Consider the following 23,647-nt stretch of genomic DNA (forward strand, 5'->3'; position numbering starts at 1 on the left):
CCTTCTTTACCAAAATCCTTTTATGTCAGTCCCAGCAGCTGCCGGATTTTTAATTTTGCTTCAGGGTTTTCTGAATCATCAAAAATGAGGTCCATCGGATAGTACAGCTTATGATCCGTCCGGCGTTTGCCCGAAATGGATTCGACAATAGCGGACTGCCTGGACAGCTCTTTGATCTGGCCGTTCTGCGTTAACAGATGAATCGGCAGACGCTCCTCCTCTTCACCCGGCCGGTAAAAATCATACGGCAGATCCGATGAAGAATCGACCACTAAATAGTAATTGGGATCAATTCCCGCCTCTTTAAACAGAGCGGTCAATTCAAAATAAGCCGACATTTCCTCATTGGGATTAAATTCGGCATATTGAAACAGCTGGCGGTTAATGAAGCGGCGGCACAAGTCGGACAGAATCGGGTCCTCTTCTTCCTCCCAAGCCTGGAAATAATATAAAATGATGGCTTCATCAAGCTTCAGGTAATCCGCAAGCGTCAGCTTCCCTTCAAAAATGGAATAAAAATGAACGGGAGCATGAGTGAATATATACCCTTCTTCATGGAGCTGCTTCGCGCGGTGGAGAATTTTCGTCAAAATGACTTCTGCGCTTCTCGTCACGGGATGAAAATACACCTGCCAATACATTTGATAGCGGCTCATAATATAGTCTTCGACGGCGTGCATGCCGCTTTGCTTAATGACGATCTGGTCCTCTCGCGGACGCATGACCCTTAAAATCCGTTCCATATCAAAATGTCCGTAGCTGACGCCCGTATAGTATGCGTCCCGCTGAAGGTAATCCATCCTGTCGGCGTCAATCTGGCTCGAAATCAGGCTGACCACCTGTTTGTTTTTGTATGTTTTGGCAATGACTTCGGCAACATCCTGCGGAAATCCCGGTCCCGCCTTTCTGAGAACCTGATTCACCTCGGTGTCGCCGAGAATGATTTCCCTCGTATAGTCTTCATGATCCAGATGAAAAACCTTTTCAAAGGAATGCGAAAACGGCCCATGTCCCAAATCGTGCAAAAGCGCGGCGCTGAGACAGAGTTCGCGTTCATTGTCATCCCATTCAGGACGCCCTTTAAAAACATCATCAACCATTCGTCTGACAATCTCATAGACGCCGAGAGAATGGTTAAAACGGCTGTGTTCCGCGCCGTGAAACGTCAAATACGTCGTACCGAGCTGTTTGATCCGGCGCAGCCGCTGAAATTCACGGGTGCCGATCAAATCCCAGATCAGCTTGTCCCGCACATGAACATAGCGGTGAACGGGATCTTTAAACACTTTTTCTTCTGATAATTTTCCGTTTGGATACGCCATCGTCATTCCCTCTTTTTTTAGCCGTGATTCTATTATATCGGCTCTGTAATTTGAAAACATCCTTGAATTTGTCCGGCGTTTTGTTCCAGTTTTCCGACATTGATTTTTTGAAGCAAAAAAGCCTGACCCATCGGGCGAGGCTGTCGTAAAAATGCACATTTACTTTTTGATCTTCTTTTTCACTTTCTCAATCAGCTCGTCCTCAGTCGGCGCCGACAGCGGGCGGTTGTTTACGAAAGCAAACGATTTTTTGCGTCCGGGCCCGCAATATGACTGACATCCGACCTCCACTTTTGCATCCGGGTCAGCTTCTTTCAAACGCGGCAGCAAAGTCTTAATATTGGTGGCCTGGCAATCATCACACACTCGGAATTCATTAGCCATGATGTACGCTTCCCTTCATTCAATGTGTTCCTCTATGTTAAATCTTAATTTTAAAAACGAAAAAAATCACATCACGTTTTATTGTACAAGGATTCATCTTATCCTGCAAGGCTCTGCGTATCTCTCATTCTTTCAGCCAATTTGTATAAATATTTTCCAATCTGGACATTCTAATACCATCAAAGATTATTGGGGGTTGAGAACATTGACAAAGCAAAGACAGGACGCCTGGTCGGAGGAAAATGACCTGCTGCTTGCGGAAACCGTGCTCCGGCACGTCCGGGAAGGGAGCACGCAGCTGAACGCCTTTGAAGAGGTAGGCGATAAATTAAACAGGACGTCGGCAGCGTGCGGATTCAGATGGAATGCCGTCGTGCGCCATCAATATGAAAAAGCGCTTCAGCTTGCAAAAAAACAGCGGAAACAGCGGATGCGCGCGCTCGGAAACGGCCAGCCGGCCAAGAAGAAACTATTATACCAGCCGCCTGCACCGGATGCGGACATCATTCAAGAAACCGCAGCCGAAGAGACGGTTCAAACGGAAGCGCCAAAAGAGGATCGGCAAGCCGTCATGTCCGGCGAACACATGCCTTATGTCGATGAAAGCTTCAAGGAAGAGTTAGCTAGTTTATCACATTTGCTGGCGCCTCAGCAGCCGAGCCAAAAGGCGGAGCTCACAATGGCAGACGTCATTCAATTTCTGCAGAGCTATGAAGGCAGCGGAAAGCAAACTTCCGCCTTGCAGATGGAAAATGACCGTTTAAAACGGGAAAATCAAGAACTTCAGTCTAAAACCGAGCAGCTGGAAGCGGCCGTCGAAAAGCTTGAAAAAGATCAAAAGACCATTCAGGAAGACTACGAAACCTTGGTGAAAATCATGAACAGAGCCAGAAAACTAGTTTTATTTGAAGACGACGAGCATGCCTCTTCTCCGTCCTTTAAAATGGACCGGAACGGCAATTTAGAAAAAATGGCCGAATAACGCAAAAAACCCCTTTCCTTGTCATGGAAAAAGGGGTTTTTGCCATTTGTCAATGACGCGCATCCTGATCTATATTAATGTAAACATTGTTCAGGAGGCCTTCTTCCCGCAAGGGCTGCGCATCTCGGTCCCCGCCCGCGCATAAGCATAAAGATTCAATTCCTCATCCCAAATGGTTCTTGGGAATTATTGATCGATTAGCTACTGTGCAATACACTGTATAGAGAATACAATTATTAGATATGATGGGAATGATAGTAAATGAGTAGCCAATTACGAAAAGGAGCATTGGAACTTTGTGTGTTGTCCCTGCTTCTTTATGAAGATTTATATGGTTATGAATTAATCAAGGTCATAAGTGAAACGTTCCCTGTATCGGAGGGCACCATCTACCCCATATTACGAAGACTTACGAAAAATAACTATTTAAAAACGTATACAGCAGCTTCAGATCAAGGCCCGTCACGCAAATATTACAAAGTAACAGAAGAAGGCGCCTTTTATCATCACACATTAAAATCGGAATGGCTTGACCTGTCCGAAAAAGTGAACAGCATCATTAAGGAGGGAAAATGAATGTGTAAAGACCAATATTTAAAACATCTCCGGCGGGAAATAAAAGATCTGCCGGAACTTGAACAAAAAGAGATACTCGCCGATATCGGCGAAATATTCCAAATGGGCGGCGCTGAAGGAAAAAGCGATGAACAAATCGCCGGCAATTTAGGAAACCCCAAAACACTTGCGCGCGCCTTAAAAGCGGATATTTTCATCAGTGATGCCGAGGAGCAGAAAACATGGCGCTCCTTTTTCAAAGCGTTCGGCCTGATGCTGGGTATGGGCATGTTCAACTTCATGTTTATGCTGACACCGTTTCTTTTTGCCTCTGTTGCGGTGTTAAGTTTGATGGCAATCGGCCTGATGCTGATGACCGGATCATTCTTTCTCCTCATAAAAGTGCCGATTGTAACAGCCATTTTTAACGGATGTATGGTCCTCGGAGCGGGTATGGCGGTGTTTATGGCCGGATTTGATCTTTCGAAACTGATATTCCGCATCTTTTTGCGCTATTTCAAATGGAATGTCAGCGTTGTAAGGAGGGAAACCATTGAATCGAAAAATGTGGTATAGCATTGCTTTCATTTTAATCGCTGCCGGCCTGATCGGAAGCATGTTCTTCGGTTTTGACGGCTTTTACCCTAAATCATAAGGAAGGTGTGCCAGTAGCATGAGTGAACCAGCCCTGATATTAAAAGATGTCTCTAAAACCATCAATCATACCCCTATTGTACAGTCAATTTCTTTCGATGTGAGAAAAGGTGAGATTTTCGGCCTTTTAGGGCCGAACGGCTCAGGTAAAACCACTATTTTCAGAATGATCGTACAGCTTATTAAAAAAACAGAAGGAGCCATTTCATTCAGAGGCAGACCGGACAGCGACTTTGAATATTTTATGAGACATATCGGGGTTATCATTGAAGCAAAAAAGCCCGGACTCAGTCCAAGCTTTCGTGCGTGCCGAACACCTTCTCATTCCGTTCCAGCATTCGGGTCAGATTTTTTTCAAATACCATTTCCTCTTCCGGCGATAATCCGGCTGCATACAGGCGTCCGCTGAGTTCCTTCAGTTCAGTCAAAAGCGCCAGCATTAAGTCCTGCACGGTAATGTCCGTTTGCAGCAATTCGCTTAATGAAGCCATCGTTTCGGGCCGGATATCGGGATATACGCCTTTTGTATCGTTGCTTTTGTCTTTTAAAGCGGCTTGATAGAAACGTCTGATCAGATCGGCGCGTTCGCTTCCGCTTTTATCGGCGCAGAGGTAAATCTGAACCGCGGTTCCGCCCCGCAGGCGTCTTTGTGAGATTCCCGCGAATTTTCGGCCGCCGATGCTGAGATCATAGCTGCCCGGACAGTACGATCCTTTAATTTCATATGCTTCAATTTCGGCATTGTGCGGACGCAGCATCCGCCGCACCAGCTCTGTCATCGCCTCGTAGCCTCTGTCAATGTCGATGCCTTTTTTCTCATCTTCAAAAATAAGCGAGATATTCAATACGCCTTCATCGAGAACGACCGCTAGGCCTCCTGAATTGCGGACAATGACACGGTAGCCTTCGTCCTCCAGCAATTTCACGCCGTCCTCTAAAAACGGCAGGCGTGTGTCCTGAATACCGAGCACGATCGTCCGGTGGTGCACCCAAGAGCGTGCCGTCGCAGGCGATTCCCCTTTGCCTACGGAGGCGCACAGCGTATCATCCATTGCGAATGACTGCTTCGCATCAAAATAAGGGCCGAGGCTGGATTGGTCAATGATTCTCCAGCTCGGCTGCATCAGTAAATCAATCGGTTGCTTTCCCATCTATATTAAATCCCTTTCGTCATAGGCTTTCCATGCATTTATTATATCACTCCGCTTGAGATGATTGAAATTGGCTTTTCAAAAGAGCGATGAAGATTTCTTTGTTTTTTGTGTTCTCCATAATGGAAGATTGGATGATAGACAGTTTCCGTTTTAAGGAGAATCCTTTTATCTCAAGCACGGAAATGCTGCCGTGAAGCAGATCCTTTTGCAGCACGCTTTTTGACAGAACGGAAAGACCCATTCCGCTGATCACGGCTTCCTTGACGCCCTGGTTGCTGCTGATCGTCATCATGGATTTCGGCCGCAGTCCGTTTGATTGAAGGACGTGGTCTAAATATTCCCTCGTTCCCGAACCCTTCTCCCTTGTCACCCACGCTTGATTTTGCAATTCGGCAGCCGGGATGTTTTTTCTGCCGGCGAGCGGGTGTCCGTTCGGTGCGGCAATGCACAATTCATCCTCCATAAACGGCTGAATGTCGAGCTCGTTTTTCCCCGTATGCCCTTCAATTAATCCGATATCGGCTTGAAGCATACGAACCGCTTCGCTGACCTCCTCCGTGTTTCCGATCATGACGTCCAGGTTCAGCTCAGGATACTCGTCATGAAGCTTGGCGAGAAGCGGCGGCAGAATATATTCGCCGATGGTAAAGCTCGCGGCGATTTTGAGCTTCCCTTTGACATAATGATGGTGGGCGTAAATTTCGGATTTCGCCTGTTCGTACAAAAAGACCATCTGCTTGGCGCGCTGATAGAGAATGTCCCCCGTCGGCGTCGTCGTAAAATGCTTCGGAGAGCGGTTCAGCAAGGCAGTTTGAAATTCTTTCTCCAGGTTTTTAATGTGAAGGCTCACGCTCGGCTGAGAAATCATCAGCTTCTGCGCCGCCTTTGTAAAGTTTTTTTCTTCCACGACGGCAATGAATGTTTTCAGTTCCCCATAATACAAAAAGCATCGCCCCTAATCATTATTTTCCTAATCGTTTATATCATATAAATATATTTTACTAATGATTAAGACCGCAGTAAAGTGGAGTTATCAAGATAATGGGAAGTGACTGAGATGAAGATGATAAAGGGTATTTCAGTTACCGCAGGAATTGCGTTTGCGGCTTTCTATGTCAGCCGCCTGCCGTTTTTGCATATGCTCGGAATGCTTGTCCTTGCCATGCTGATCGGCATGCTCTGGCGCGCCGTATTCGGACAGCGGGCGGCATTAGAGCCGGGGATCGCGTTCTCAAGCAAATACTTGCTGAAAGCAGGCATCATCCTGCTTGGCATGAGACTGAATCTGGCGGATATCTATCATGCGGGCTGGCACATATTTGCAATTGCTGTCTGCTGTATGATGTTTGCGGGTGCCGTTGTATACGGACTTTCCCGGCTGTTCCGTATAGATCAGACACTCAGCACGCTGACAGCCTGCGGCACAGCGATCTGCGGGGCGGCTGCCATTGCCGCGATCGCGCCGCAGATCAGATCAAATGAAAATGCAGCCGCCATCAGCGCGGCCGCCGTTTCGTTATTAGGAACCGTTTTTACTGTTGTATATTCTCTTGCTTATCATGGATTGGGCTTCTCTCCTGCGGCTTACGGAGCCTTTTGCGGGGCAACGCTTCACGAAGTGGCGCATGCGGCGGCTGCCGGCAGCGCCGGAGGAAAAGCAGCCGTCGAGATGGCGGTGATCGTCAAACTGACCCGGGTCGCGCTGCTCGTCCCGGCCGCATTCATGCTCGGAATGCGGGCGCGCCGCAGCGGAAAGTCAAAGACGGCTTCTGCCGCTTCGCTCCCCATCCCTTGGTTTATCTTCGGATTTCTCGGAATGAGCGCCATCCATACATCAGGCGTTATTTCAGCTTCGTTTTCCGCATTTCTTGTTCAAGTGTCTTATGTTTTAATCGGCATGGCGATGGCGGGTCTCGGTTTGAAAGTCCATATATCGGCGTTTCGTCATAGCGGCTGGCGGGCGCTCGCAGCAGGCTTGATCGGTTCTCTCTCTTTGTCCCTGTTCGGCTGGGCCGCAGTGACGTTCTTTCTATAAAAAAGCCGGACCTCGTAAAGGCCGGCTTTTGCGGATTACAGCGCTTGAGCAGCCGTAATTAACGCAAGATTGTAGACGTCTTCCGCATTACATCCTCTGGAAAGATCATTTACAGGCATATTCAATCCTTGCAGAATCGGTCCGACCGCTTCAAAGCCGCCTAAGCGCTGAGCGATTTTGTAGCCGATGTTTCCTGCTTCAAGGCTTGGGAATACAAATACATTCGCGTCTCCTTTAATGTCGGAGTCCGGCGCTTTTTTCTCCGCGACAGACGGCACAAATGCAGCGTCGAATTGGAATTCGCCGTCAAGCGTAAGCTCAGGCGCTTTTTCCTTCGCAATTTTCACGGCTTCAGCCACTTTGTCCGTCTCGTCTGATTTCGCCGATCCTTTTGTAGAGAAACTGAGCATGGCAACGCGCGGGTCAATGTCAAACATTTGAGCCGTATTGGCGCTTTCAATGGCGATTTCGGCAAGGTCCTGGCTGTCAGGAGCAATGTTGATCGCGCAATCAGCGAACACATACTGCTCGTCACCGCGGGCCATGATGAAGACGCCTGATGTTTTTTTCACGCCTTCTTTTGTTTTAATGATTTGCAGTGCAGGGCGCACCGTATCGGCTGTAGAATGTGCAGCTCCGCTGACAAGTCCGTCTGCGAGACCTTTGTACACAAGCATCGTGCCGAAATAGTTTTCGTCCAGCAAAGCTTTGCGGGCCTGTTCTTCCGTCGCTTTGCCTTTGCGGCGTTCTACGAAAGCCTGAACGAGTTCTTCCATGCCTTCATATGTATGCGGGTCAAAAATGTCCACGCCGTCAAGCGTAAGATTTAATTCTTTCGCTTTTGCTTGAATGTCTTCTTTATTGCCGACCACGATCGGCTTTAATACCTTGTTGCCCGCCAAGTTGTTGACCGCAACCAGGATACGTTCGTCCAACCCTTCAGGAAATACGATTTTCACATCTTTTCCTGCGACTTTTTCTTGTACTTTTGTAAATAAATCTGCCACGATATTCCCTCCTCTATGTTGACAAAAAACGCTTACTTTTACAGCATACTCTTCTTCCAGCTAAATTCAAATAACCAACTTCTATTATAGCGCTTTCAAAAAGAAATCTTATTTTTCTAACTAATTTAATTGACGGTTTGTTTCACGGCTTAGTTTCTGACACAAGGCTTCGGATTATTCAAGGTTTCTCCACAGCCGAAACGGTTAAACTGTGATATAGTGAAGGCATCAATGTAATGAAAAGATATAGGAGTGAAGATACATGAGTGAGCAGCAAAAAACGAACGAAGCCGCCCAAACGCTTGACGGCTGGTACGCGCTTCACGATTTCCGCACAATGGACTGGACGTCATGGAAGATGTTATCCAGCGATGAGCGCCTGTCGATTATTCACGAATTTACGGGACTGCTTGAAAAATGGGGCGTCGCCCAAAAAGAAGGCAAAGGCTCGCAAACGATCTACAGCATCGTCGGACAGAAAGCTGATTTCATGCTGATGATTCTTCGCCCGACAATGGAAGAGCTGAACGAAATCGAGCTTGAATTTAACAAATCAAAGCTTGCTGAATTTACAATCCCGGCTTATTCTTACGTGTCCGTGGTTGAGCTGAGCAACTACCTGGCAAGCGGAGAAGGCGATCCGTATGAAAACCCCCATGTCCGCGCGCGCCTGTATCCTGAGCTGCCGGAAGCGAAATACGTCTGCTTCTATCCGATGGATAAGAGAAGAAGCGGCGATGACAACTGGTACATGCTTTCTATGGATGAACGCAGAAACCTGATGAGAAGTCACGGCTTGATCGGACGGAGCTATGCCGGCAAAGTCAAACAGATTATCACAGGATCTGTCGGTTTTGACGATTACGAATGGGGCGTCACGCTCTTCAGCGATGATGTGCTTCAGTTCAAAAAGCTTGTTTATGAAATGCGCTTTGATGAAGTCAGCGCGCGCTACGGCGAATTCGGTTCATTTTTTGTCGGAAACCGCTTGTCTCTCGACACGCTTCCGAAGTTTTTGCATGTGTAACACCCACCCGCCTGTCCGGCGGGTTTTTCTTTGTCAGAATTTAAATAAAATTTGCTATTTTTATCATTTTTTTTTACGATGTAAAGGAGATTCCATTTTGGTAAAGGGGTGCAGACAGTTGTCAAAACGAACCGCATTTATTATGGGAGCCAGTCAGGGGATCGGCAAAGCGATCGCTCTGAAACTGGCGGACAATGGCTTTCATACCGTCATTAATTCACGAGTTCCCGAAAATATCGAATCGGTAAAAGAAGAGATCCTCGCCAAACATCCGGATGCGGGCGTCACCGTTCTGGCCGGCGATATGTCGGACCAGAAGGCGAGAGCCGGCATTTTTGAAGAAATCAGATCACAATGCGGACGGCTTGATGTATTGATCAACAACATTCCGGGCGGCTCGCCGGATACCTTTGAAAACTGCGATATAGAGGATATGACAAATACCTTTACGAATAAAACGATCGCCTATATCGACTCTATGAAAACGGCCGCAGCAATCATGAAACAGCACGAATTCGGCAGAATCATTAATATCGTCGGAAACCTATGGAAAGAACCCGGCGCCAATATGTTTACCAACAGCATGATGAACGCCGCTTTAATTAATGCCAGCAAAAACATCGCCATTCAGCTTGCGCCTTTTCACATTACTGTCAACTGTCTGAATCCCGGATTTATCGCCACAGACCGTTATCACCAATTCGTGAAGAATGTCATGAAGCAAAACGGCATTTCTAAAGCGGAAGCGGAGGAACGGATTGCCTCAGGCGTCCCGATGAAGCGTGTCGGAACTGCGGAAGAAACCGCGGCGCTGGCTGCCTTTCTTGCCTCTGAAGAAGCCTCCTATATTACCGGACAGCAAGTGTCAGCCGACGGCGGCAGCATGAAAAGCATATAATAAAAACATCCCGCTCTCAGCGGGATGTTTCTTGTAATGAAGGAAAGGACAAACCTAGCTTTTGAATCCGCAGCACGAATTCCCTTAAATCGCCCTGTTTTGCCACCATTGATATTCTGACATAACGCTTTCCGCCGCTGCCGAAAATCTCGCCGGGCGTCACGACAACATGGGCATGCTCCAGCAGATAGTCCGAAAACTGGTGTGATGACTCGAATTCATTCGGAATTTCAGCCCAGACATAAAAAGTCCCTTTCGGTTTTTCAATGCTCCAGCCTAATTCCTTTTCACATAACGCCGTGAAAAAATCAATCCGTTCTTTATATGTGCGCTTCAGACGCTCCGTATGCTCAGGATTTCCTGACAGCGCCGCCGCTGCCGCCTGCTGAAGGCCGCCGAACATGCCGACGAAGACGTGATCCTGAAACTCATTGACCGCCTGAATGATTTTCTCATTCCCCACGGCAAATGCCATTCTCCAGCCTGCCATATTGAAGGTTTTCGAAAATGAATAAAGCTCCGCGCCGACTGTTTTTGCTTCCTTCGCCTGAAGAAAGCTGGCCGGGTTCTGATCAAATTCGAACGCGCCGTATGCAAAATCGTGAATAAGATGGATGTCATGTTTTTTGCAAACGCAGCCGCTTTTTCATAAAACGCCTGATCCGCAGTCGCGCCCGTCGGGTTATTCGGGTAATTCAAAAACATCAGCTTGGCTTTTTTCAGGACGGCGGGATCAATCCGCTCAAAATCCGGCAGATAGCCGTTTTCAGGATGAAGCGGCATCTCATGCAGCTCCGCTCTGGCCATTGTGATTCCCGATAAATACTCAGGGTAGCCGGGGTTCGGGACTAAGGCGATATCGCCGGGGTTCAGCAGGCATTGCGTCAAAACGTACAAACCAGCTTTCCCTCCGCCGAACAGCGCGACTTCTGTCTCCGGATTGACCGATACCCCGTACTCTCTCTCATAAAATTCCGCGATGGCTTCTTTCAGAAACGGATAGCCTCTGAACGGGCCGTATCCGTGATACGAAGGATTCAGCGCAGCCTCCCGCAATGTTTCAACGATATGCGGCGGAGTGGGGAGATCGGGATTCCCCTGCCCGAGATTAATGATCTGGGCTCCCGTTTTCTCCATCTCTTTTACCTTTTGAAAAACGAGCGAAAATTCCTGTTTCGGAAGTGTCTTGATGACGTCGGACGGTATGATTTCCATCTGAAAGGCTCCTTATAAATGAATTTGCTCTGATTCGTTATTCCGTTCTGAAAAGGATTTATTGACCAGTTTTGTATGCAGAAACAGCCCGCTGACCAAAAGGACGATAAACGCCATGATGACTGCCGCGTCTACAATATTGATCAGCATGGAACCGACGGCGATGCACAATCCGATGGACGCCTCCGCCACCGAAAAGATCCGGCCCTGAATCTGGTTCGCCGCGTTCTCCTGAACTTTGACCTTTGCCAGCACTTCACCGTATTCCATTGCGATAAAGAAAAGAATGGCGGCAATGACTGACACGGCGAAAATCGGGGTAAACAAAAACAGCGCAAGCGAGACGATCGATAACACTGTAAAATACATCAGCCCTTTATTGTTGTTAAAGCCCCATTTGCTGACAAGAGCGGCGCCGATAAAGCCGCCGAAGCCGATACAGAACGTCAGGATGAAATTGCCGATTTCCCCGTCGCCTAAAAAGCGGCTGACAATCGGGAAATAGCTGTAGACGACACCCCACAAAAGCGCCATCGTAATCATCGTGAACATGGCGTTTAACACAAAAGCATTTGTTTTGATTTCCTTCAGGCCTTCTTTAAACGACTGAAAAGCTTCTCTTACGTTTTCTGACTGAATCGGCACGTATTGAAGCTTAATGCGGCTGATGAAAAACGCGGAGACAAGATAGGTCACCCCGTTAAACGCGACGGCAAGCTCCACAGAACCGCCTAACAGAAAAAGTCCGCCGGCTGCAGCGCCGACAATAATCGAAATCGTCGTGGCTTTTGCAAACAAAGTGTTGATATTTTTAATATCCGCTTCTAAAGACGACATGACCGCGAGACGTGCCGGGTTAAAGAACACGCCGCTTCCGTAAGAAATAAACAGCAGCGCCAGAAAAAGCAGCGGATATTCGCCTTTCGGGAGAAATGTCAGCCCCAAAAAGATGACACCTCTGATCACATCCGTCCACAGCATGATTTTCACCCTGTCGAGCCGGTCCACGAGCACGCCTAAAAACGGCTGAAACACCATCGGAATACTGCGGACCGCGATGACGCCGGACGTCACCCAGTAGTCGTGATAGTATGTAGACAAAATGAGCAGGGCCGGGAGAACGCAATAGTCTCCCATAAACGAAAGCGCCTGCCCGAAAAGCAAATACTTAGAGTTCGGTTTCAGCTGTTTCATACCGGTAACGCATACTTTGCAGTCAGCTTCGCCTGCTGCTGAATTTGTTTGATTGATTCGGTCACGTCACCCGAATTGCTTCCTTTCAGCTCAAACGCCGCAATGCTGTTGAACGCTTCGAACAGCCGCAGATCCACGGATGTACCCGCCTCCGCCGCCGAGAAAGAAACGAGTTCGGTGTCTCCCTTTAAGACGCCGTCAGGAATGTCAATGCTTTCAATGACGAAATCGACAGCTGTCTCAGGCAGCTGGCCGTTCTCTTTGAAATGCTGAGGATACAAGTGGCAGTCGGCGACATAGCATGGCTCCTGCTCCAATAATCCTTTCGGCAGATCGGCTTCTTTTCCGAAACAGAGAACATCCAATAACAGCTGCGCCATATCGACGCCGAAGACCTTTTTAATATTCGGAATCATGTTCCATCCCGCAAATCGTGCCGCTGATTCAATCAGTCCGGCTTCCCTGTTTTTCATTAATTTAATCTCTGTATGTGTCGCACAGTTTTCGAGGCCGAGTCCTTCATTCGCCTTTTTGGCTGCTTCGACGATTTTCCGCTTCGCGTCATCATCCAGGATGGACGGCGTAATATGCGATGTCTCCGTGAATCCGATTTGCGGTGTTTTATCATGAATCGCGACAGGGAAGTATTCCCCGTCGGCCATGATGCCTTCTATGCTGATATAGTCGGAATAACCGCTTGTTTCGTACCAGTCGTCATACTCGCCCTGCAAAAATTCTTCCGCGATAAAAGGCGCTTCAAACGTGACCGCTTTCGGTACGTTAATCGACTTCAGGTATTCATTGACTCTGTTAAATTCGGCTTCTGCCGTTTCTCTCTCTTTGATGAGCGTCACGCCGATGGAGCTCGCCAGATATGTAGGCTTCAGAATGAGCGGCGTTCCGATTTCCTGAAGCGCGGCGCGGAAATCTTCCAGCGTCGTCACCCGTTTGTTTTTGATGGACTTGACGCCGGCCCGGTTGAAGGCGGCTCTCATTTTGTTTTTATCTCTGGCATTTTCAGCGGCCTGTACGCCCGCTCCCCGCAGGCCGAGACGTTCACACGCTTTTGCCATCGGAGCGATAAACAGTTCATTGTTGGTCGTAATGGCGTCAACCGCGAACATGTCAGCCACCTTGACGATTTCTTCGACGACTTCTTCCTCAGGTTTGTCATGATCTTCATGAGCCCAGTAAATCGAATCGGGATGCTCAAAATCAGCCAGACTCTTAAAATAGTCTTTATCTTTAATGACCGCAATCGAGTATTTTTCAATTAATGCCGCATGAGAGGCTGTAATTGCAAAAGGTCTCGGAATAAAGCTGACGAGGTTGTATTTTTCGGCTGCGCTTTTGTAAAACATATGCGGCGGGCATCCCCCAAGGTCAGCGATAACCAATACTGTTTTTCTCTCCATATGTAAACACTCCTTCTCTATTGTGCGGTGTATCCACCGTCTGCGGTGATCGCGCTTCCGGTCATATAGCTTGATAAATCCGAAGCGAGAAACAGCATGACGTTCGCTATTTCTTCAGGCTTGCCGAGTCTCAGCAGCGGATTGACTTTCGCTTTTTCTTTTTTGATTTCTTCAAGCGTGCCTTCGTTGTTTTCAAGGAACGACTTTTCATTCAAAGGTGTGTCAATGATTCCCGGGCACACGCAATTGACGCGGATGTTGTGTTTGGCGTAATCGACGGCCATCGAACGCGTCAGCTGCAGTACGCCGCCTTTAGAGGCGTTATACGCGGGAATGTCGGGCCATGCGACGACTCCTCCGACGGAGCACGTGTTAATGATATTGCCCTTGCCGCTTTTGAGCATATACTTGAGCGCGTGCTTGCTCATAAGAAACATGCCCGTCAAATTGACGTTGAGCACTTTGTCCCAATCGCTCAGCTCCATCTCATGAATCGGGGCGACAATCTCGATGCCGGCGTTATTGATTAACACATCCAATCCGCCGAACTTGTCAACCGCTGACCGGATGGCGTTTTGACATGCCGGTTCATCTGTAATATCCGTCTGCACAAAATGCAGCCTGTCATTGTTTTCTTTCCGGATCATCGCTTCTCCCTGCGTCTCATCAATATCCGCGACGACCACATTTGCCTCTTGATTCAGAAACGCCTGAACCGCGGCATAACCGATGCCTGATGCGCCCCCTGTGATGAGGACGGTTTTATCCGTCAGGTTCATGACTCTTTCGCCTCTAATTTTTTCGCTTTTGCTCTGTTATAGCGCGGAGGGAAAAAGATATTGACTGATTTTGAATCTTTTTCAAATCTGTTGATGGCGCCGTGATCTTCTCTCGGATCGCAGAAATAAGCTGTACCGAATGTCATATCCACTTTGCAGCCTTCAATGGTCATATCATAGCCGCCGCCGATGCAGATGCCGATCTGTTCATTGCGGTGTTTATGGAACGGCATTTCTCCTCCGTTGCCCGGAATGTTGGCAAGCATGATTTCCACCCAGTCTTCCACGAAGAACGTGACTTCCATCCCAGGCAATAAGTCTCTTGTTTTAAAAATATTCAAAAAATAATCCTCAGGGCTTGTATAGGTTTCACCGGCTTTCAGGCGTTTAATATCAATGGCGATCACTTCTTGATCCGTCTCGTTTCTTGCGCCGTGAGGCACGTTAGGAGGCGCGATATAGGCTGATTCCAGCGCTGTCATCTTTCTTGTGACATCTCCGACAGTCATGGACAGCTCGCCGGAAACGACAAGGCCGATTTGGACTTCCTTATGCTGATGCGGTTCCACGTTTGTATGCGGCGGAACGTAAGAAAGCAGAACTTCCGTATCGCCTCTGACGGACGAATATTGTCTTACTCCGTTATCCCATTCTATTAATTTAGGCGTCGGGAAATAAAGTTCCTGCAAATCTTGTTCAGTTTTCATCATGAATCTCTCCTTTTCCGAATAATGACCAGCTCATGGGAATGCTTTTAAATGTTTTGACAAAGTGAAGGCCGTACTTTTGTCTGGCCAGCTCATTTGTCAGCGCGATGTCGGACAAACCGTCCTTCACTCTTTTCGCGGCTGCGCTCGTTGAGTTCACCAGATCAAACGTGACATCTTTACGGGTAAAATACTTAATCAAATTGATAGGAGACGGGTGGGATACGATGACAGTCTTATCAAGCATGTCATCTGTATATTCAAAACCGGGCCGGACAGCCAGGCCGTACATCGGGGTGTCGCACCTGAAAATTTGCAGAAGCTGCAGATCCGGTCTCATGTAGAAGTGCTTAATGCCGTCATACGCGTGAGGCACAATTGTGTATTCCAGCGGACTTTGAAGCGTTTTTTCAATGCACGATTCAAATGTATCATGCAGTGATAATTTGCTGTTCACCCCTTGGAGAAGGGTGAAATTGGTGATGAAGTTTTTTGCTGCGTACTCACTGCTTGTCCCTTCAGGACCGAGCGTGTTGATCGTAATCAGTTTAGATATTGAATAAGCCTTGCTTTTTGTTTGAATGCTATTATCCAATATAATCATGAGCACCAACCAATCTGTTAAATTTTAAGTAAATATTATCCATAGACGTTCAAGCTGTCAATATTATTTGAAAATATTGATAATTATTCCTATATATTAGAAAACACCTTATGATATAAGGTGTTAAAAATTAACATTTACAAAATTATAGAAACTTTATTTTACCGATACAATGATTGGTCGGTCTTATGCTCATATTTTCCATACCTTCTGTATGCGAAAACGCTGAGGACAAAGCCGATGAGGGTGACGGCCGCACAGATAAATCCGACAGCTGCATATCCGTATCCGACATAGACCGGACCCATGACAGCAGAACCCAAGGTGACGGCCAAATTGGACGCCAGACTGTAAAATGCCATGATTTTGCCCCGGCGGCTCTGTGAGCAATCACTTAAAATAGTGCTGAGCAAGGTCACCGTCAGGCTTTGCATCAACCCCCAGACGAATAACCCGATGACCAAAAACGGCATTGATGACGGCGCATAGGCGAGACAGGAAAGCCATATGCTGATCACGGCCAATGCCGCGATCAAAGAGCGCATTTTCCCCGCCTTATCTGCGATTTTTCCGGTGAACACGCTCATGGAAAAACCGATTCCGTACACCATGATCAGCAGCCCTGAAGCTGTATTCCCCCCCGGCAGCACGCGGTGAAGATATGTGCCGAGAAAGGAATACATGCCGTAAAAACCGATCATGTTGCAAAAAGTGATCGTGAGGTATACAGGGACACGGGGCACCTTCAGCGCATCCCGGAAAGTGCCTGCCTGCCGTCCGTTTTCCTCTTCTGTTTTATTCCCATCCGCCGTGCTGCGGCGCGCCTCAATGAAAATGAGCGAAGCAACGAGGACAGACATGAGGGCGAAAATCCAAAACGTCCACCGCCAATTCAAAACGCCGCCGATAAAAGAGCCGATCGGAACGCCGAAAATCAAAGCGAGCGACCAGCTTGACACGATCAGACCCATCACCTTGCCGCGGTACGCATAAGGCACACGGTCGCCGACCACCGCGTATGCTGTCGGCACAAACGCACCCGCCGCAAGCCCGGAAAGCGCCCTGCCCAGAAAGAAGAAAAAGAGATTGTGCGCCAGCGCGCAAATCACCGTGCCGGCCGTAAATATAAGCAGCCCCGCCAGCAGACTGAGTTCCCGGGAATATTTATCTCCCAGCGGAACGAGAAGCGGCGCCCCGATAAAAATCATCACTCCGTAAATACTGATGGAAAGCGCCAGCACACTGACATCCGAACTGAAAGCCCGCGCTAAATCCGGAAGCAGCGGAGAAATCACCAGCTCTTCAGAACCCGCGGCAAATACGCCTAATGTCAAAGCAAGCGCGAGACAGACCGGAAATCGGCGTTTCGTTTCGATGTGATCGGTTTGTTTGCTGTTCATGCTCTTTGAACACCTCTTCCGTAAAACTTTTCTACCTTTTGTTGTTTTATAGTTTAGCATCCTTATATTTCATTTTACATTTCACATGAAAACTAATTCTGATTTTTTATTTACATTCAGATTTTAAATAAAATATTTAGTTTGTATTCAATAAATGATATAAAATACGCCGTCCGCTTATGCTATAGTGATAGAATCATTTGTTAAGGTGGGGGGTTATGAAATGAATAACGCTGATTCAAAGGCCGCCCGCGCAGGCCTCGGCATGGTACTGATTCTCGGGACGCTCGCTTCATTCGGGCCGCTTTCGCTCGATATGTATCTGCCCGCTTTGCCTGAGGTGGCGGCCGATCTTCACACGACAGCGTCACTTGCGCAGCTGAGCCTGACGTTTTGTCTTTTGGGGCTGGCGGTCGGGCAGATCGTTGTCGGGCCGCTCAGTGATATGATCGGGCGCCGGAAGCCGCTGATTCTGTCATTGCTGCTTTATACGCTGTCTTCTTTATTATGCGCCTTCAGCCCTTCTGTTTCGTTTTTAATTGTCATGAGGTTTATTCAAGGATTCACCGGGGCGGCCGGAATCGTCATCGCACGGGCTTCCGCACGCGATATGTATTCCGGAAAAGAATTGACGGCTTTTTTCTCATTACTGATGCTCGTCAATGGGGCGGCGCCGATTTTAGCGCCGATTACAGGGGGATTTATCCTTCAGTTCGCCGGCTGGAAAATCGTATTTATCGTGCTGGCGGTGATCGGCTGTATCATTTCTGCCGCCGTGCTTACGGCGTTGCCTGAATCACTCCCGCCGGAAAAGCGGACAAGCGGCGGACTCCGGGAGACGCTGATGACGTTTCGCGGCCTGCTTGGCGACCGGATGTTTATGGGATTTGCGCTCAGCCAGGCATTTGTGATGACCGGCATGTTCGCATATATTGCCGGGTCGCCGTTTGTACTGCAAAACATCTACGGCGTATCGGCGCAAATGTTCAGCCTGCTGTTCGCCGTAAACGGTGCGGGTATCATATGCGCCACCCAAATCACCGGACGGATGGCCAAAACACATGATGAACGGAAGCTGTTTGTCTCCGGTCTGATGATTGCCGTCATCGGGAGCATCGCTTTGCTTTTATCACTTGCGTTTGGTTTAGGCCTGACGGCGGTCTGCATTTCTTTATTCATCATTGTTTCTTCTGTCGGGATCGTCACAACGATGGGGTTTTCTTTGGCTATGCAGAAACAGGAGAAAGGCGCGGGAAGCGCTGCGGCTCTTCTCGGACTCCTGCCCTTTATCGGCGGTGCGGCAGCCGCTCCCCTTGTCGGTATTGCCGGAGAAGAAAATGCCTGGCCGATGGCCGTCAGCATTTTCGGTTTTCAGTTCTGTGCCGTTCTATCCTATGTTCTGTCGGCCAAACGAAACACAAAGTAAAGCCCGCCGCTTTAAGCGAAGGGCTTTTTTTCTTATCCGGCAGCGCCTTTTTCCGAAGAAGCCGGCTCACGCTTCAGGCGTTTTTTGATACCGAAGTGATAATACGCGTAACAGATGATCATCAGCGGGACGCCGCAGTACAGACCGATACGCTGGTCGGGGATAAAGATGAGACTGATTAAGATAAGACCGTAAACCGAAAATCCGAGAATCGGCACAATCGGATAAAGAGGCGTTTTAAATGCCAGGTCTTTCAGATTTCCTCCTTCAGCAAGAAAGCGTCTCCGGAAAACGAATTGTGAAGCGCAGATTGACATCCACGCGACGACGGTAATCATACCGGAGATGGAAATGAGCCACACATACACCGTTTCAGCCGCGACTACACTTGTCAGCAGGGATAAACCGGAGATGGCGATGGTGATGGAAAGAGCTTTCAGAGGCACGCCTTTTTTCGTCAGTTTCGTTAAGGAAGCGGGGCCCATCTTAGTTTTTGACAGGGACCACATCATTCTGGACGAAGCGTACAGCCCGGAATTCGCCACCGACAGCATGGCGGTCAGAATGACAAAGTTCATGATATCAGCCGCATAAGGAACGCCGATTTTATCCAGCACAGCCACAAACGGGCTTTCGATGACGCCTGCCGTTTCGTACGGCAAAATGGACACGAGAACAAACATCGCCAGCACGAAGAAAAACAGCGTCCGCCATATGACGTTTCGGATCGAGCGGGGAAGCGTCTTTTCCGGATTTTCGCTTTCTCCCGAGGCGATTCCGACCAGTTCGGTACCCTGGAATGAAAAATTCACCATGACAAGGGTAAACAGCACGGCTTGGGCGCCGTTCGGGAAAAGCCCTTTGTCCGTCGTAAAGTTTGACAGATACGGAGCTGTCTGCCCGCCGTTAAAACCGACAAAGCCGAATACCGCAGCGCAGCCGAGAATAATAAACAATACAATGGCCATGACCTTAATGCTGGAAAACCAAAATTCCATCTCCGCAAAACTCCGCGCAGACAGCGCGTTAATGGAAAAAATGACGACGCCGAATACCAGGCACCACACCCAAATCGGAACGGCCGGAAACCATCGTTGCATTAAAATCCCCGCCGACGTCAGCTCAAGCCCCACTGTATTGGCCCAGCTGAATGCGTACATCCATCCGATCGTAAATCCCGTCGACGGCCCGAGAAACTTTGCGGCATACGCCTGAAATGATCCTGCGACCGGCATAGCGACCGCGAGCTCCCCCAAACAAAGCATCACCAGATACATTAAAAATCCGCCGATCACATAAGCCAATATCGCGCCGATCGGTCCCGCTTCACTGATCGTAAAACCGGAGCCCAGAAAAAGCCCTGTCCCGATCACGCCGCCGAGGGCGATCATAAACAAATGCCGGCCCTTCATCGTGCGCTGCAATTCATTTTGATTGGTATCTCCCTGCATATACATCCCCCTTATTCCGTTATGTCAGCCATTTGTGCGTATGTCTAATCGGTAGCTGTGCAAAAGGTGCATTGTCGTCTGCTGAATGAGTTCCGGCAGCACATGGAATGTGTACGGCTTGTACACGCGTTCCGTCCATTTATGGCCGTCCTTTCCGTATACCCCTATATTGACCGACGGAATATTCAATTCCCTGATTTCTTTAAAAGGAATCGTCCCGATGACATCCCAGCCCGGAAAATTATCGGTAAAGGCGGAGACCTCCTCGTCTGTTTCATGCAGCGATAAAAAGCTTCCGTCCGCTAAATAGGGGAAAAACTTTTTAAAGACGAATGTTTCTCCGGTTGATGCCGCTGTTTTATCGACCGCTTCTTGAATGACATGCTGCAAAAGCCGGTCCCGTGTGCTTTCTTCCTTCAGATAATTGTGCGGAAGATAAGGCGGCGCATAGAAAATAATGACTTTGGCTCCCTGCTCAGGATCGAGTTTTTGCAGTTCTTCGACGGCTTTAAAACATCTCATCCGCAGTTCAAGATGTTCATATGTTTTAAATGCCTGCCCGATACACTGTGCAGGGTCTATCCCGCGGCTTCTCAGCCTTTTCAGGTAATCTTCCAGACTGTACACTTGAACGTTCCATGACATCTCTTTTTTCGGCAGGCTCGTTCTCTCACAGTATTCGTCATAATAATCAGATAATTTTTGTTCTGTCTCTTTGCAGGCTTCGTCAGCCACGGCGGTCAGCTGATCCATGACTTCTTTGGCGGTTTTCTCGTAAATAAAATAATTAAAATAGACATAGCTGCTGACGGCGGTCTGCACGTTATACGCTTCCTTATTGTCACGCTGGTAGAGGCAGGTCGGCGGAAGCACAAGCTCCCCTTCAATGTTTTCCGCCATATGAATATTGTTGTGAATTCTTCTGGTGATTTCTGACGCGATCAAATTCGGGTCGATGCCGGACAGCGTATCTCCGACATGCACCTCCCGCCCGTAAATCGCAAAGCAAGGCAAAAGCTTCCCTGCCGCACCCGTGTATATGTACCTTGTCGTGTCACCCTCATACAGCGGCGTGATGAAGTCATTGTTAATCGCTGCTAAATAACGAAGCTGCTTTTCTTGTTTCAGCCGTTTTAATTCAGAAATGCTGGTTAAAATGCCGGAATGCTGGCTTTCTTCATCCGGGTTTGCCATGAACAGAATATGGCCCGGCAGCTGATCGCGCCGTTCAGAAAAGTGAAGCAGATTGGCGAGATGAACGGCAATACCGCTCTGCATATCAACCGAACCCCTTCCGAACATCCACTCGCCTGAGCGGGCGTCCCGCTGCACATCCCGATCAAATTCATAGTTTGAGAAATATTCCGCGAGACGGTCGGAATCAAAAGCGATATCTTTTAAAGGGCCGAAATCCTCGATGCCGACCGTATCAAGATGAGCGTGATAAATGACCGTATTCAGGCTTTCGCCGTTTCCCTCAATAAATGCGAAAATATTTTTGCGGCCGTAAGGGTCCTCAGGAATCGCCTGCTCCCACACATGTGACGGATTCTCCTGAAAGTAGGGAAAGCTCTTGATCATATCTTTGATATAGTCGGCTTTTTTTCCTTCTCCCAATGTGCCGTTGATGCTGTTTAAGGCCACCAGTGATTTCGTAATGGCTTCTATTTTCTCCTCCGGAAGCATTTTGCTGAGCTGCTGATACATATTCCATCCTCCTTACCCTCATATAGAGAAAATAGCGCGACTCTTTTTTCATCGCGCTATTTCCGAAAGATTAATAGGCTTCAGACGTTGTTTTTGCCTGCATATGAAGAATCAGATAGTCAGGTCCTCCGGCTTTTGAATCGGTACCTGACATATTGAAGCCGCCGAACGGCTGGTATCCGACAATCGCTCCCGTACAGCCGCGGTTGAAGTATAGATTTCCGACGTGAAAATCTTCGCGCGCGCGTTCAATGTGCGCGCGGGTTTTCGATAACAGAGCGCCCGTCAGTCCGTAATCGGTATTATTGGCAATCTCAAGCATATGGTCGAAATCACGGGCTTTTGAGATCGCGACGACAGGCCCGAAAATTTCCTCCTGCATCAGGCGGGCGTTTTCATCAACATCCGCAAAAATGGTCGGCTGAATAAAGTATCCTTTTGAATCATCACCTTCGCCTCCCGTCAGGAGTTTTCCTTCTGTTTTGCCGATTTCGATATAACTCATGACTTTATTATAAGATGCTTCGTGGATGACTGGCCCCATGTATGTATCAAAATCTTCCGGACTTCCGACGGTGAGTGATTTTGTTAAAGCGACGGCTTTTTCAACAACTTCATCATAGACGTCCTGATGAATGACCGCACGCGAACCGGCTGAACATTTTTGTCCTGAGAATCCGAAGGCGGAATACACGATTGAGGAAGCGGCAAGATCAAGATCAGCATCTCTGTCTACAAGCACCGTATCTTTCCCTCCCATTTCGGCAATGACCCGTTTCAGCCACTTTTGGCCCGGCTGTACTTTTGCGGCGCGTTCATAGATGCGGCATCCGACCGCGCGGGAGCCTGTAAACGACACAAATCTCGTCTTCGGATGCTCAACCAGATAGTCGCCGATTTCTCCTCCGTCACCCGGTATGAATTGGAGCACGCCGTCCGGCAGGCCCGCTTCTTTCATTACTTCAACGAATTTCGCCGCCACGACAGGCGCCGCATCCGCCGGTTTCAGAAGTATCGTGTTGCCTGTTACGATGGCTGCCGCCGCCGTTCCGGCCATAATCGCAAGCGGGAAGTTGAATGGAGAAATGACAATTCCCACCCCAAGCGGCTCATAGTGATACTGATTATATTCTCCGTCACGGCTCTTTACAGGAGAACCGTCTTTCAGCTTCAGCATCTGACGGGCGTAATACTCTAAAAAGTCGATCGCTTCCGCCGTATCCGCATCCGCTTCCTTCCACGGTTTTCCCGCTTCTTTCACCAGGTACGCGGAGAATTCGTGCTTTCTTCTGCGGATGATCGCCGCCGCTTTAAACAGCACATTCGCGCGGTGTTCCGGCCGTACTTTTTTCCATGTCTGAAATGCCTGCAGCGCAGCCTGCATGGCCTTTTCCGCAAGTTCTTTTCCGGCTGCCGATACAGAACCGATCACTTCTTTTTTATCTGCCGGATTGACGGAAATGATCTTTTTATCCGTTTCAATCGCTTCACCGTTGATGATAAGCGGATAATGCTTGCCGAGCTGTGAATTCACATAAGCCAGCGCTTCCTGAAACGATTGTTTATTTGTCTCTTCCTGAAAATTTGTAAATGGTTCGTGTGCGTATGAAACTGTCATTAGAATTCCTCCCCGTATTTTGTAATGTGTGCTCACGCTTAATGAAGATGCAAGAAGCATACCAGCATAGCAATTTGTGATAAAAAAAGATAATCTTTGCCGAAAGCTTGTCC

General features: G+C 48.4%; 21 protein-coding genes and 2 pseudogenes. 8 read left to right on the top strand and 15 right to left on the bottom strand.

What is annotated here, in order from left to right; genetic code table 11:
• Nucleotides 1–20: 20 nt before the first annotated feature.
• Both D368_RS01365 and D368_RS01370 read right to left on the bottom strand, forming a co-directional pair.
• Nucleotides 21–1,322, bottom strand: coding sequence for an HD domain-containing protein (locus tag D368_RS01365; RefSeq protein WP_025853614.1), 1,302 nt, complete (start codon nt 1,320–1,322; stop codon nt 21–23).
• A 159-nt stretch (nt 1,323–1,481) separates the two neighbouring features.
• Entirely contained in the window at nt 1,482–1,706 is a 225-nt protein-coding gene (locus D368_RS01370) for a YuzB family protein (RefSeq protein ID WP_003151034.1), read from the bottom strand.
• A gap of 205 nt (nt 1,707–1,911) precedes the next feature.
• Here D368_RS01370 and D368_RS01375 point away from each other — a divergent pair, with 205 nt between their 5' ends.
• From D368_RS01375 to D368_RS01390, 4 genes and pseudogenes are all read left to right on the top strand, one after another.
• Nucleotides 1,912–2,688 carry an RsfA family transcriptional regulator gene (locus D368_RS01375; protein WP_025649388.1) on the top strand — a complete coding sequence of 259 codons (777 nt, stop codon included), beginning with the start codon at nt 1,912–1,914 and terminating at the stop codon, nt 2,686–2,688.
• Nucleotides 2,689–2,949: 261 nt separating this feature from the next.
• Nucleotides 2,950–3,264, top strand: coding sequence for a PadR family transcriptional regulator (locus D368_RS01380; RefSeq protein WP_014306027.1), 315 nt, complete (start codon nt 2,950–2,952; stop codon nt 3,262–3,264).
• Nucleotides 3,265–3,819, top strand: a complete 555-nt coding sequence (locus D368_RS01385) for an HAAS signaling domain-containing protein (protein ID WP_070082528.1) — start codon at nt 3,265–3,267, stop codon at nt 3,817–3,819. It begins immediately after the preceding gene.
• A 97-nt stretch (nt 3,820–3,916) separates the two neighbouring features.
• Nucleotides 3,917–4,204, top strand: a pseudogene (locus D368_RS01390) (ATP-binding cassette domain-containing protein); the annotation flags it as partial.
• Here the strand turns inward: D368_RS01390 and lipL are convergent.
• Together lipL and cysL are read right to left on the bottom strand one after the other, a co-directional pair.
• Nucleotides 4,185–5,048: an octanoyl-[GcvH]:protein N-octanoyltransferase gene (gene lipL / locus D368_RS01395; protein ID WP_071392430.1), complete on the bottom strand. Its 864-nt coding sequence runs from the start codon at nt 5,046–5,048 to the stop codon at nt 4,185–4,187. The pseudogene D368_RS01390 and the gene lipL overlap by 20 nt on opposite strands.
• A 46-nt stretch (nt 5,049–5,094) precedes the next feature.
• Nucleotides 5,095–5,994 carry a cysJI operon transcriptional regulator CysL gene (gene cysL / locus D368_RS01400; protein ID WP_003151014.1) on the bottom strand — a complete coding sequence of 300 codons (900 nt, stop codon included), beginning with the start codon at nt 5,992–5,994 and terminating at the stop codon, nt 5,095–5,097.
• A 114-nt stretch (nt 5,995–6,108) separates the two neighbouring features.
• Here cysL and D368_RS01405 point away from each other — a divergent pair, with 114 nt between their 5' ends.
• Nucleotides 6,109–7,086 carry a YeiH family protein gene (locus D368_RS01405; RefSeq protein ID WP_071392431.1) on the top strand — a complete coding sequence of 326 codons (978 nt, stop codon included), beginning with the start codon at nt 6,109–6,111 and terminating at the stop codon, nt 7,084–7,086.
• Between the two features lie 35 nt (nt 7,087–7,121).
• Here the strand turns inward: D368_RS01405 and pta are convergent, their stop codons facing one another.
• Complete coding sequence (pta, locus tag D368_RS01410; protein WP_003151012.1) at nt 7,122–8,093, bottom strand: phosphate acetyltransferase; 972 nt, start codon at nt 8,091–8,093, stop codon at nt 7,122–7,124.
• 262 nt (nt 8,094–8,355) lie between these two features.
• Between pta and hemQ the strand changes: the two genes are divergently transcribed.
• Nucleotides 8,356–9,120 carry a hydrogen peroxide-dependent heme synthase gene (gene hemQ / locus D368_RS01415; RefSeq protein WP_071392433.1) on the top strand — a complete coding sequence of 255 codons (765 nt, stop codon included), beginning with the start codon at nt 8,356–8,358 and terminating at the stop codon, nt 9,118–9,120.
• 118 nt (nt 9,121–9,238) lie between these two features.
• A complete protein-coding gene (gene bacG / locus D368_RS01420; protein WP_025649393.1) occupies nt 9,239–10,018 on the top strand; it encodes an NADPH-dependent reductase BacG in 780 nt (259 codons plus the stop codon).
• Between the two features lie 16 nt (nt 10,019–10,034).
• Here bacG and bacF read toward each other — a convergent pair.
• The 7 genes and pseudogenes from bacF to D368_RS01455 form a co-directional block, all read right to left on the bottom strand.
• Nucleotides 10,035–11,233: pseudogene (gene bacF, locus D368_RS01425) on the bottom strand (transaminase BacF).
• 12 nt (nt 11,234–11,245) lie between these two features.
• Nucleotides 11,246–12,427: a bacilysin exporter BacE gene (gene bacE / locus D368_RS01430; RefSeq protein ID WP_017418686.1), complete on the bottom strand. Its 1,182-nt coding sequence runs from the start codon at nt 12,425–12,427 to the stop codon at nt 11,246–11,248.
• Nucleotides 12,424–13,842, bottom strand: coding sequence for an alanine--anticapsin ligase (bacD, locus tag D368_RS01435; RefSeq protein ID WP_071392435.1), 1,419 nt, complete (start codon nt 13,840–13,842; stop codon nt 12,424–12,426). Before bacD ends, bacE begins: the two co-directional genes overlap by 4 nt.
• 17 nt (nt 13,843–13,859) lie before the next feature.
• Nucleotides 13,860–14,621, bottom strand: a complete 762-nt coding sequence (gene bacC, locus D368_RS01440) for a dihydroanticapsin 7-dehydrogenase (protein WP_070082537.1) — start codon at nt 14,619–14,621, stop codon at nt 13,860–13,862.
• Nucleotides 14,618–15,328 carry a 3-((4R)-4-hydroxycyclohexa-1,5-dien-1-yl)-2-oxopropanoate isomerase gene (gene bacB, locus D368_RS01445; protein ID WP_003151000.1) on the bottom strand — a complete coding sequence of 237 codons (711 nt, stop codon included), beginning with the start codon at nt 15,326–15,328 and terminating at the stop codon, nt 14,618–14,620. Before bacB ends, bacC begins: the two co-directional genes overlap by 4 nt.
• Nucleotides 15,318–15,932 carry a bacilysin biosynthesis protein BacA gene (locus D368_RS01450; protein WP_003150997.1) on the bottom strand — a complete coding sequence of 205 codons (615 nt, stop codon included), beginning with the start codon at nt 15,930–15,932 and terminating at the stop codon, nt 15,318–15,320. The genes bacB and D368_RS01450 overlap by 11 nt, the downstream gene beginning before the upstream one ends.
• Before the next feature lie 161 nt (nt 15,933–16,093).
• The gene (locus D368_RS01455; protein ID WP_014306036.1) at nt 16,094–17,332 is read right to left on the bottom strand and encodes an MFS transporter; all 1,239 of its coding nucleotides are present in this window, start codon (nt 17,330–17,332) and stop codon (nt 16,094–16,096) included.
• Between the two features lie 223 nt (nt 17,333–17,555).
• Between D368_RS01455 and D368_RS01460 the strand changes: the two genes are divergently transcribed.
• Complete coding sequence (locus D368_RS01460) at nt 17,556–18,758, top strand: multidrug effflux MFS transporter (RefSeq protein ID WP_071392437.1); 1,203 nt, start codon at nt 17,556–17,558, stop codon at nt 18,756–18,758.
• Nucleotides 18,759–18,790: 32 nt separating this feature from the next.
• Here the strand turns inward: D368_RS01460 and D368_RS01465 are convergent, their stop codons facing one another.
• The 3 genes from D368_RS01465 to pruA all read right to left on the bottom strand — a co-directional run bounded on the left by D368_RS01465 (nt 18,791) and on the right by pruA (nt 23,534).
• A complete protein-coding gene (locus D368_RS01465; protein WP_101562530.1) occupies nt 18,791–20,209 on the bottom strand; it encodes an amino acid permease in 1,419 nt (472 codons plus the stop codon).
• 24 nt (nt 20,210–20,233) lie between these two features.
• The gene (locus D368_RS01470; RefSeq protein WP_071392439.1) at nt 20,234–21,916 is read right to left on the bottom strand and encodes a M20 family metallopeptidase; all 1,683 of its coding nucleotides are present in this window, start codon (nt 21,914–21,916) and stop codon (nt 20,234–20,236) included.
• 70 nt (nt 21,917–21,986) lie between these two features.
• A complete protein-coding gene (gene pruA, locus D368_RS01475; protein WP_003150992.1) occupies nt 21,987–23,534 on the bottom strand; it encodes an L-glutamate gamma-semialdehyde dehydrogenase in 1,548 nt (515 codons plus the stop codon).
• Between the last annotated feature and the right edge of the window lie 113 nt (nt 23,535–23,647).

The organism is Paenibacillus lentimorbus NRRL B-30488 (assembly GCF_000411595.1).
GTDB classification, from domain to species: Bacteria; Bacillota; Bacilli; order Bacillales; family Bacillaceae; genus Bacillus; species Bacillus velezensis.

What these genes read in the sequence shown, in the direction of transcription:
- hemQ (WP_071392433.1), top strand. Translation starts at nt 8,356, where the DNA reads ATGAGTGAGCAGCAAAAAACGAACGAAGCCGCCCAAACGCTTGACGGC.
- D368_RS01385 (WP_070082528.1), top strand. Translation starts at nt 3,265, where the DNA reads ATGTGTAAAGACCAATATTTAAAACATCTCCGGCGGGAAATAAAAGAT.
- D368_RS01460 (WP_071392437.1), top strand. Translation starts at nt 17,556, where the DNA reads ATGAATAACGCTGATTCAAAGGCCGCCCGCGCAGGCCTCGGCATGGTA.
- D368_RS01470 (WP_071392439.1), bottom strand. Translation starts at nt 21,916, where the DNA reads ATGTATCAGCAGCTCAGCAAAATGCTTCCGGAGGAGAAAATAGAAGCC.
- bacD (WP_071392435.1), bottom strand. Translation starts at nt 13,842, where the DNA reads ATGGAGAGAAAAACAGTATTGGTTATCGCTGACCTTGGGGGATGCCCG.
- D368_RS01380 (WP_014306027.1), top strand. Translation starts at nt 2,950, where the DNA reads ATGAGTAGCCAATTACGAAAAGGAGCATTGGAACTTTGTGTGTTGTCC.
- D368_RS01405 (WP_071392431.1), top strand. Translation starts at nt 6,109, where the DNA reads ATGAAGATGATAAAGGGTATTTCAGTTACCGCAGGAATTGCGTTTGCG.
- bacE (WP_017418686.1), bottom strand. Translation starts at nt 12,427, where the DNA reads ATGAAACAGCTGAAACCGAACTCTAAGTATTTGCTTTTCGGGCAGGCG.
- lipL (WP_071392430.1), bottom strand. Translation starts at nt 5,048, where the DNA reads ATGGGAAAGCAACCGATTGATTTACTGATGCAGCCGAGCTGGAGAATC.
- D368_RS01370 (WP_003151034.1), bottom strand. Translation starts at nt 1,706, where the DNA reads ATGGCTAATGAATTCCGAGTGTGTGATGATTGCCAGGCCACCAATATT.
- pruA (WP_003150992.1), bottom strand. Translation starts at nt 23,534, where the DNA reads ATGACAGTTTCATACGCACACGAACCATTTACAAATTTTCAGGAAGAG.
- D368_RS01365 (WP_025853614.1), bottom strand. Translation starts at nt 1,322, where the DNA reads ATGGCGTATCCAAACGGAAAATTATCAGAAGAAAAAGTGTTTAAAGAT.
- bacB (WP_003151000.1), bottom strand. Translation starts at nt 15,328, where the DNA reads ATGAAAACTGAACAAGATTTGCAGGAACTTTATTTCCCGACGCCTAAA.
- D368_RS01455 (WP_014306036.1), bottom strand. Translation starts at nt 17,332, where the DNA reads ATGAACAGCAAACAAACCGATCACATCGAAACGAAACGCCGATTTCCG.
- bacC (WP_070082537.1), bottom strand. Translation starts at nt 14,621, where the DNA reads ATGAACCTGACGGATAAAACCGTCCTCATCACAGGGGGCGCATCAGGC.
- D368_RS01465 (WP_101562530.1), bottom strand. Translation starts at nt 20,209, where the DNA reads ATGCAGGGAGATACCAATCAAAATGAATTGCAGCGCACGATGAAGGGC.
- D368_RS01450 (WP_003150997.1), bottom strand. Translation starts at nt 15,932, where the DNA reads ATGATTATATTGGATAATAGCATTCAAACAAAAAGCAAGGCTTATTCA.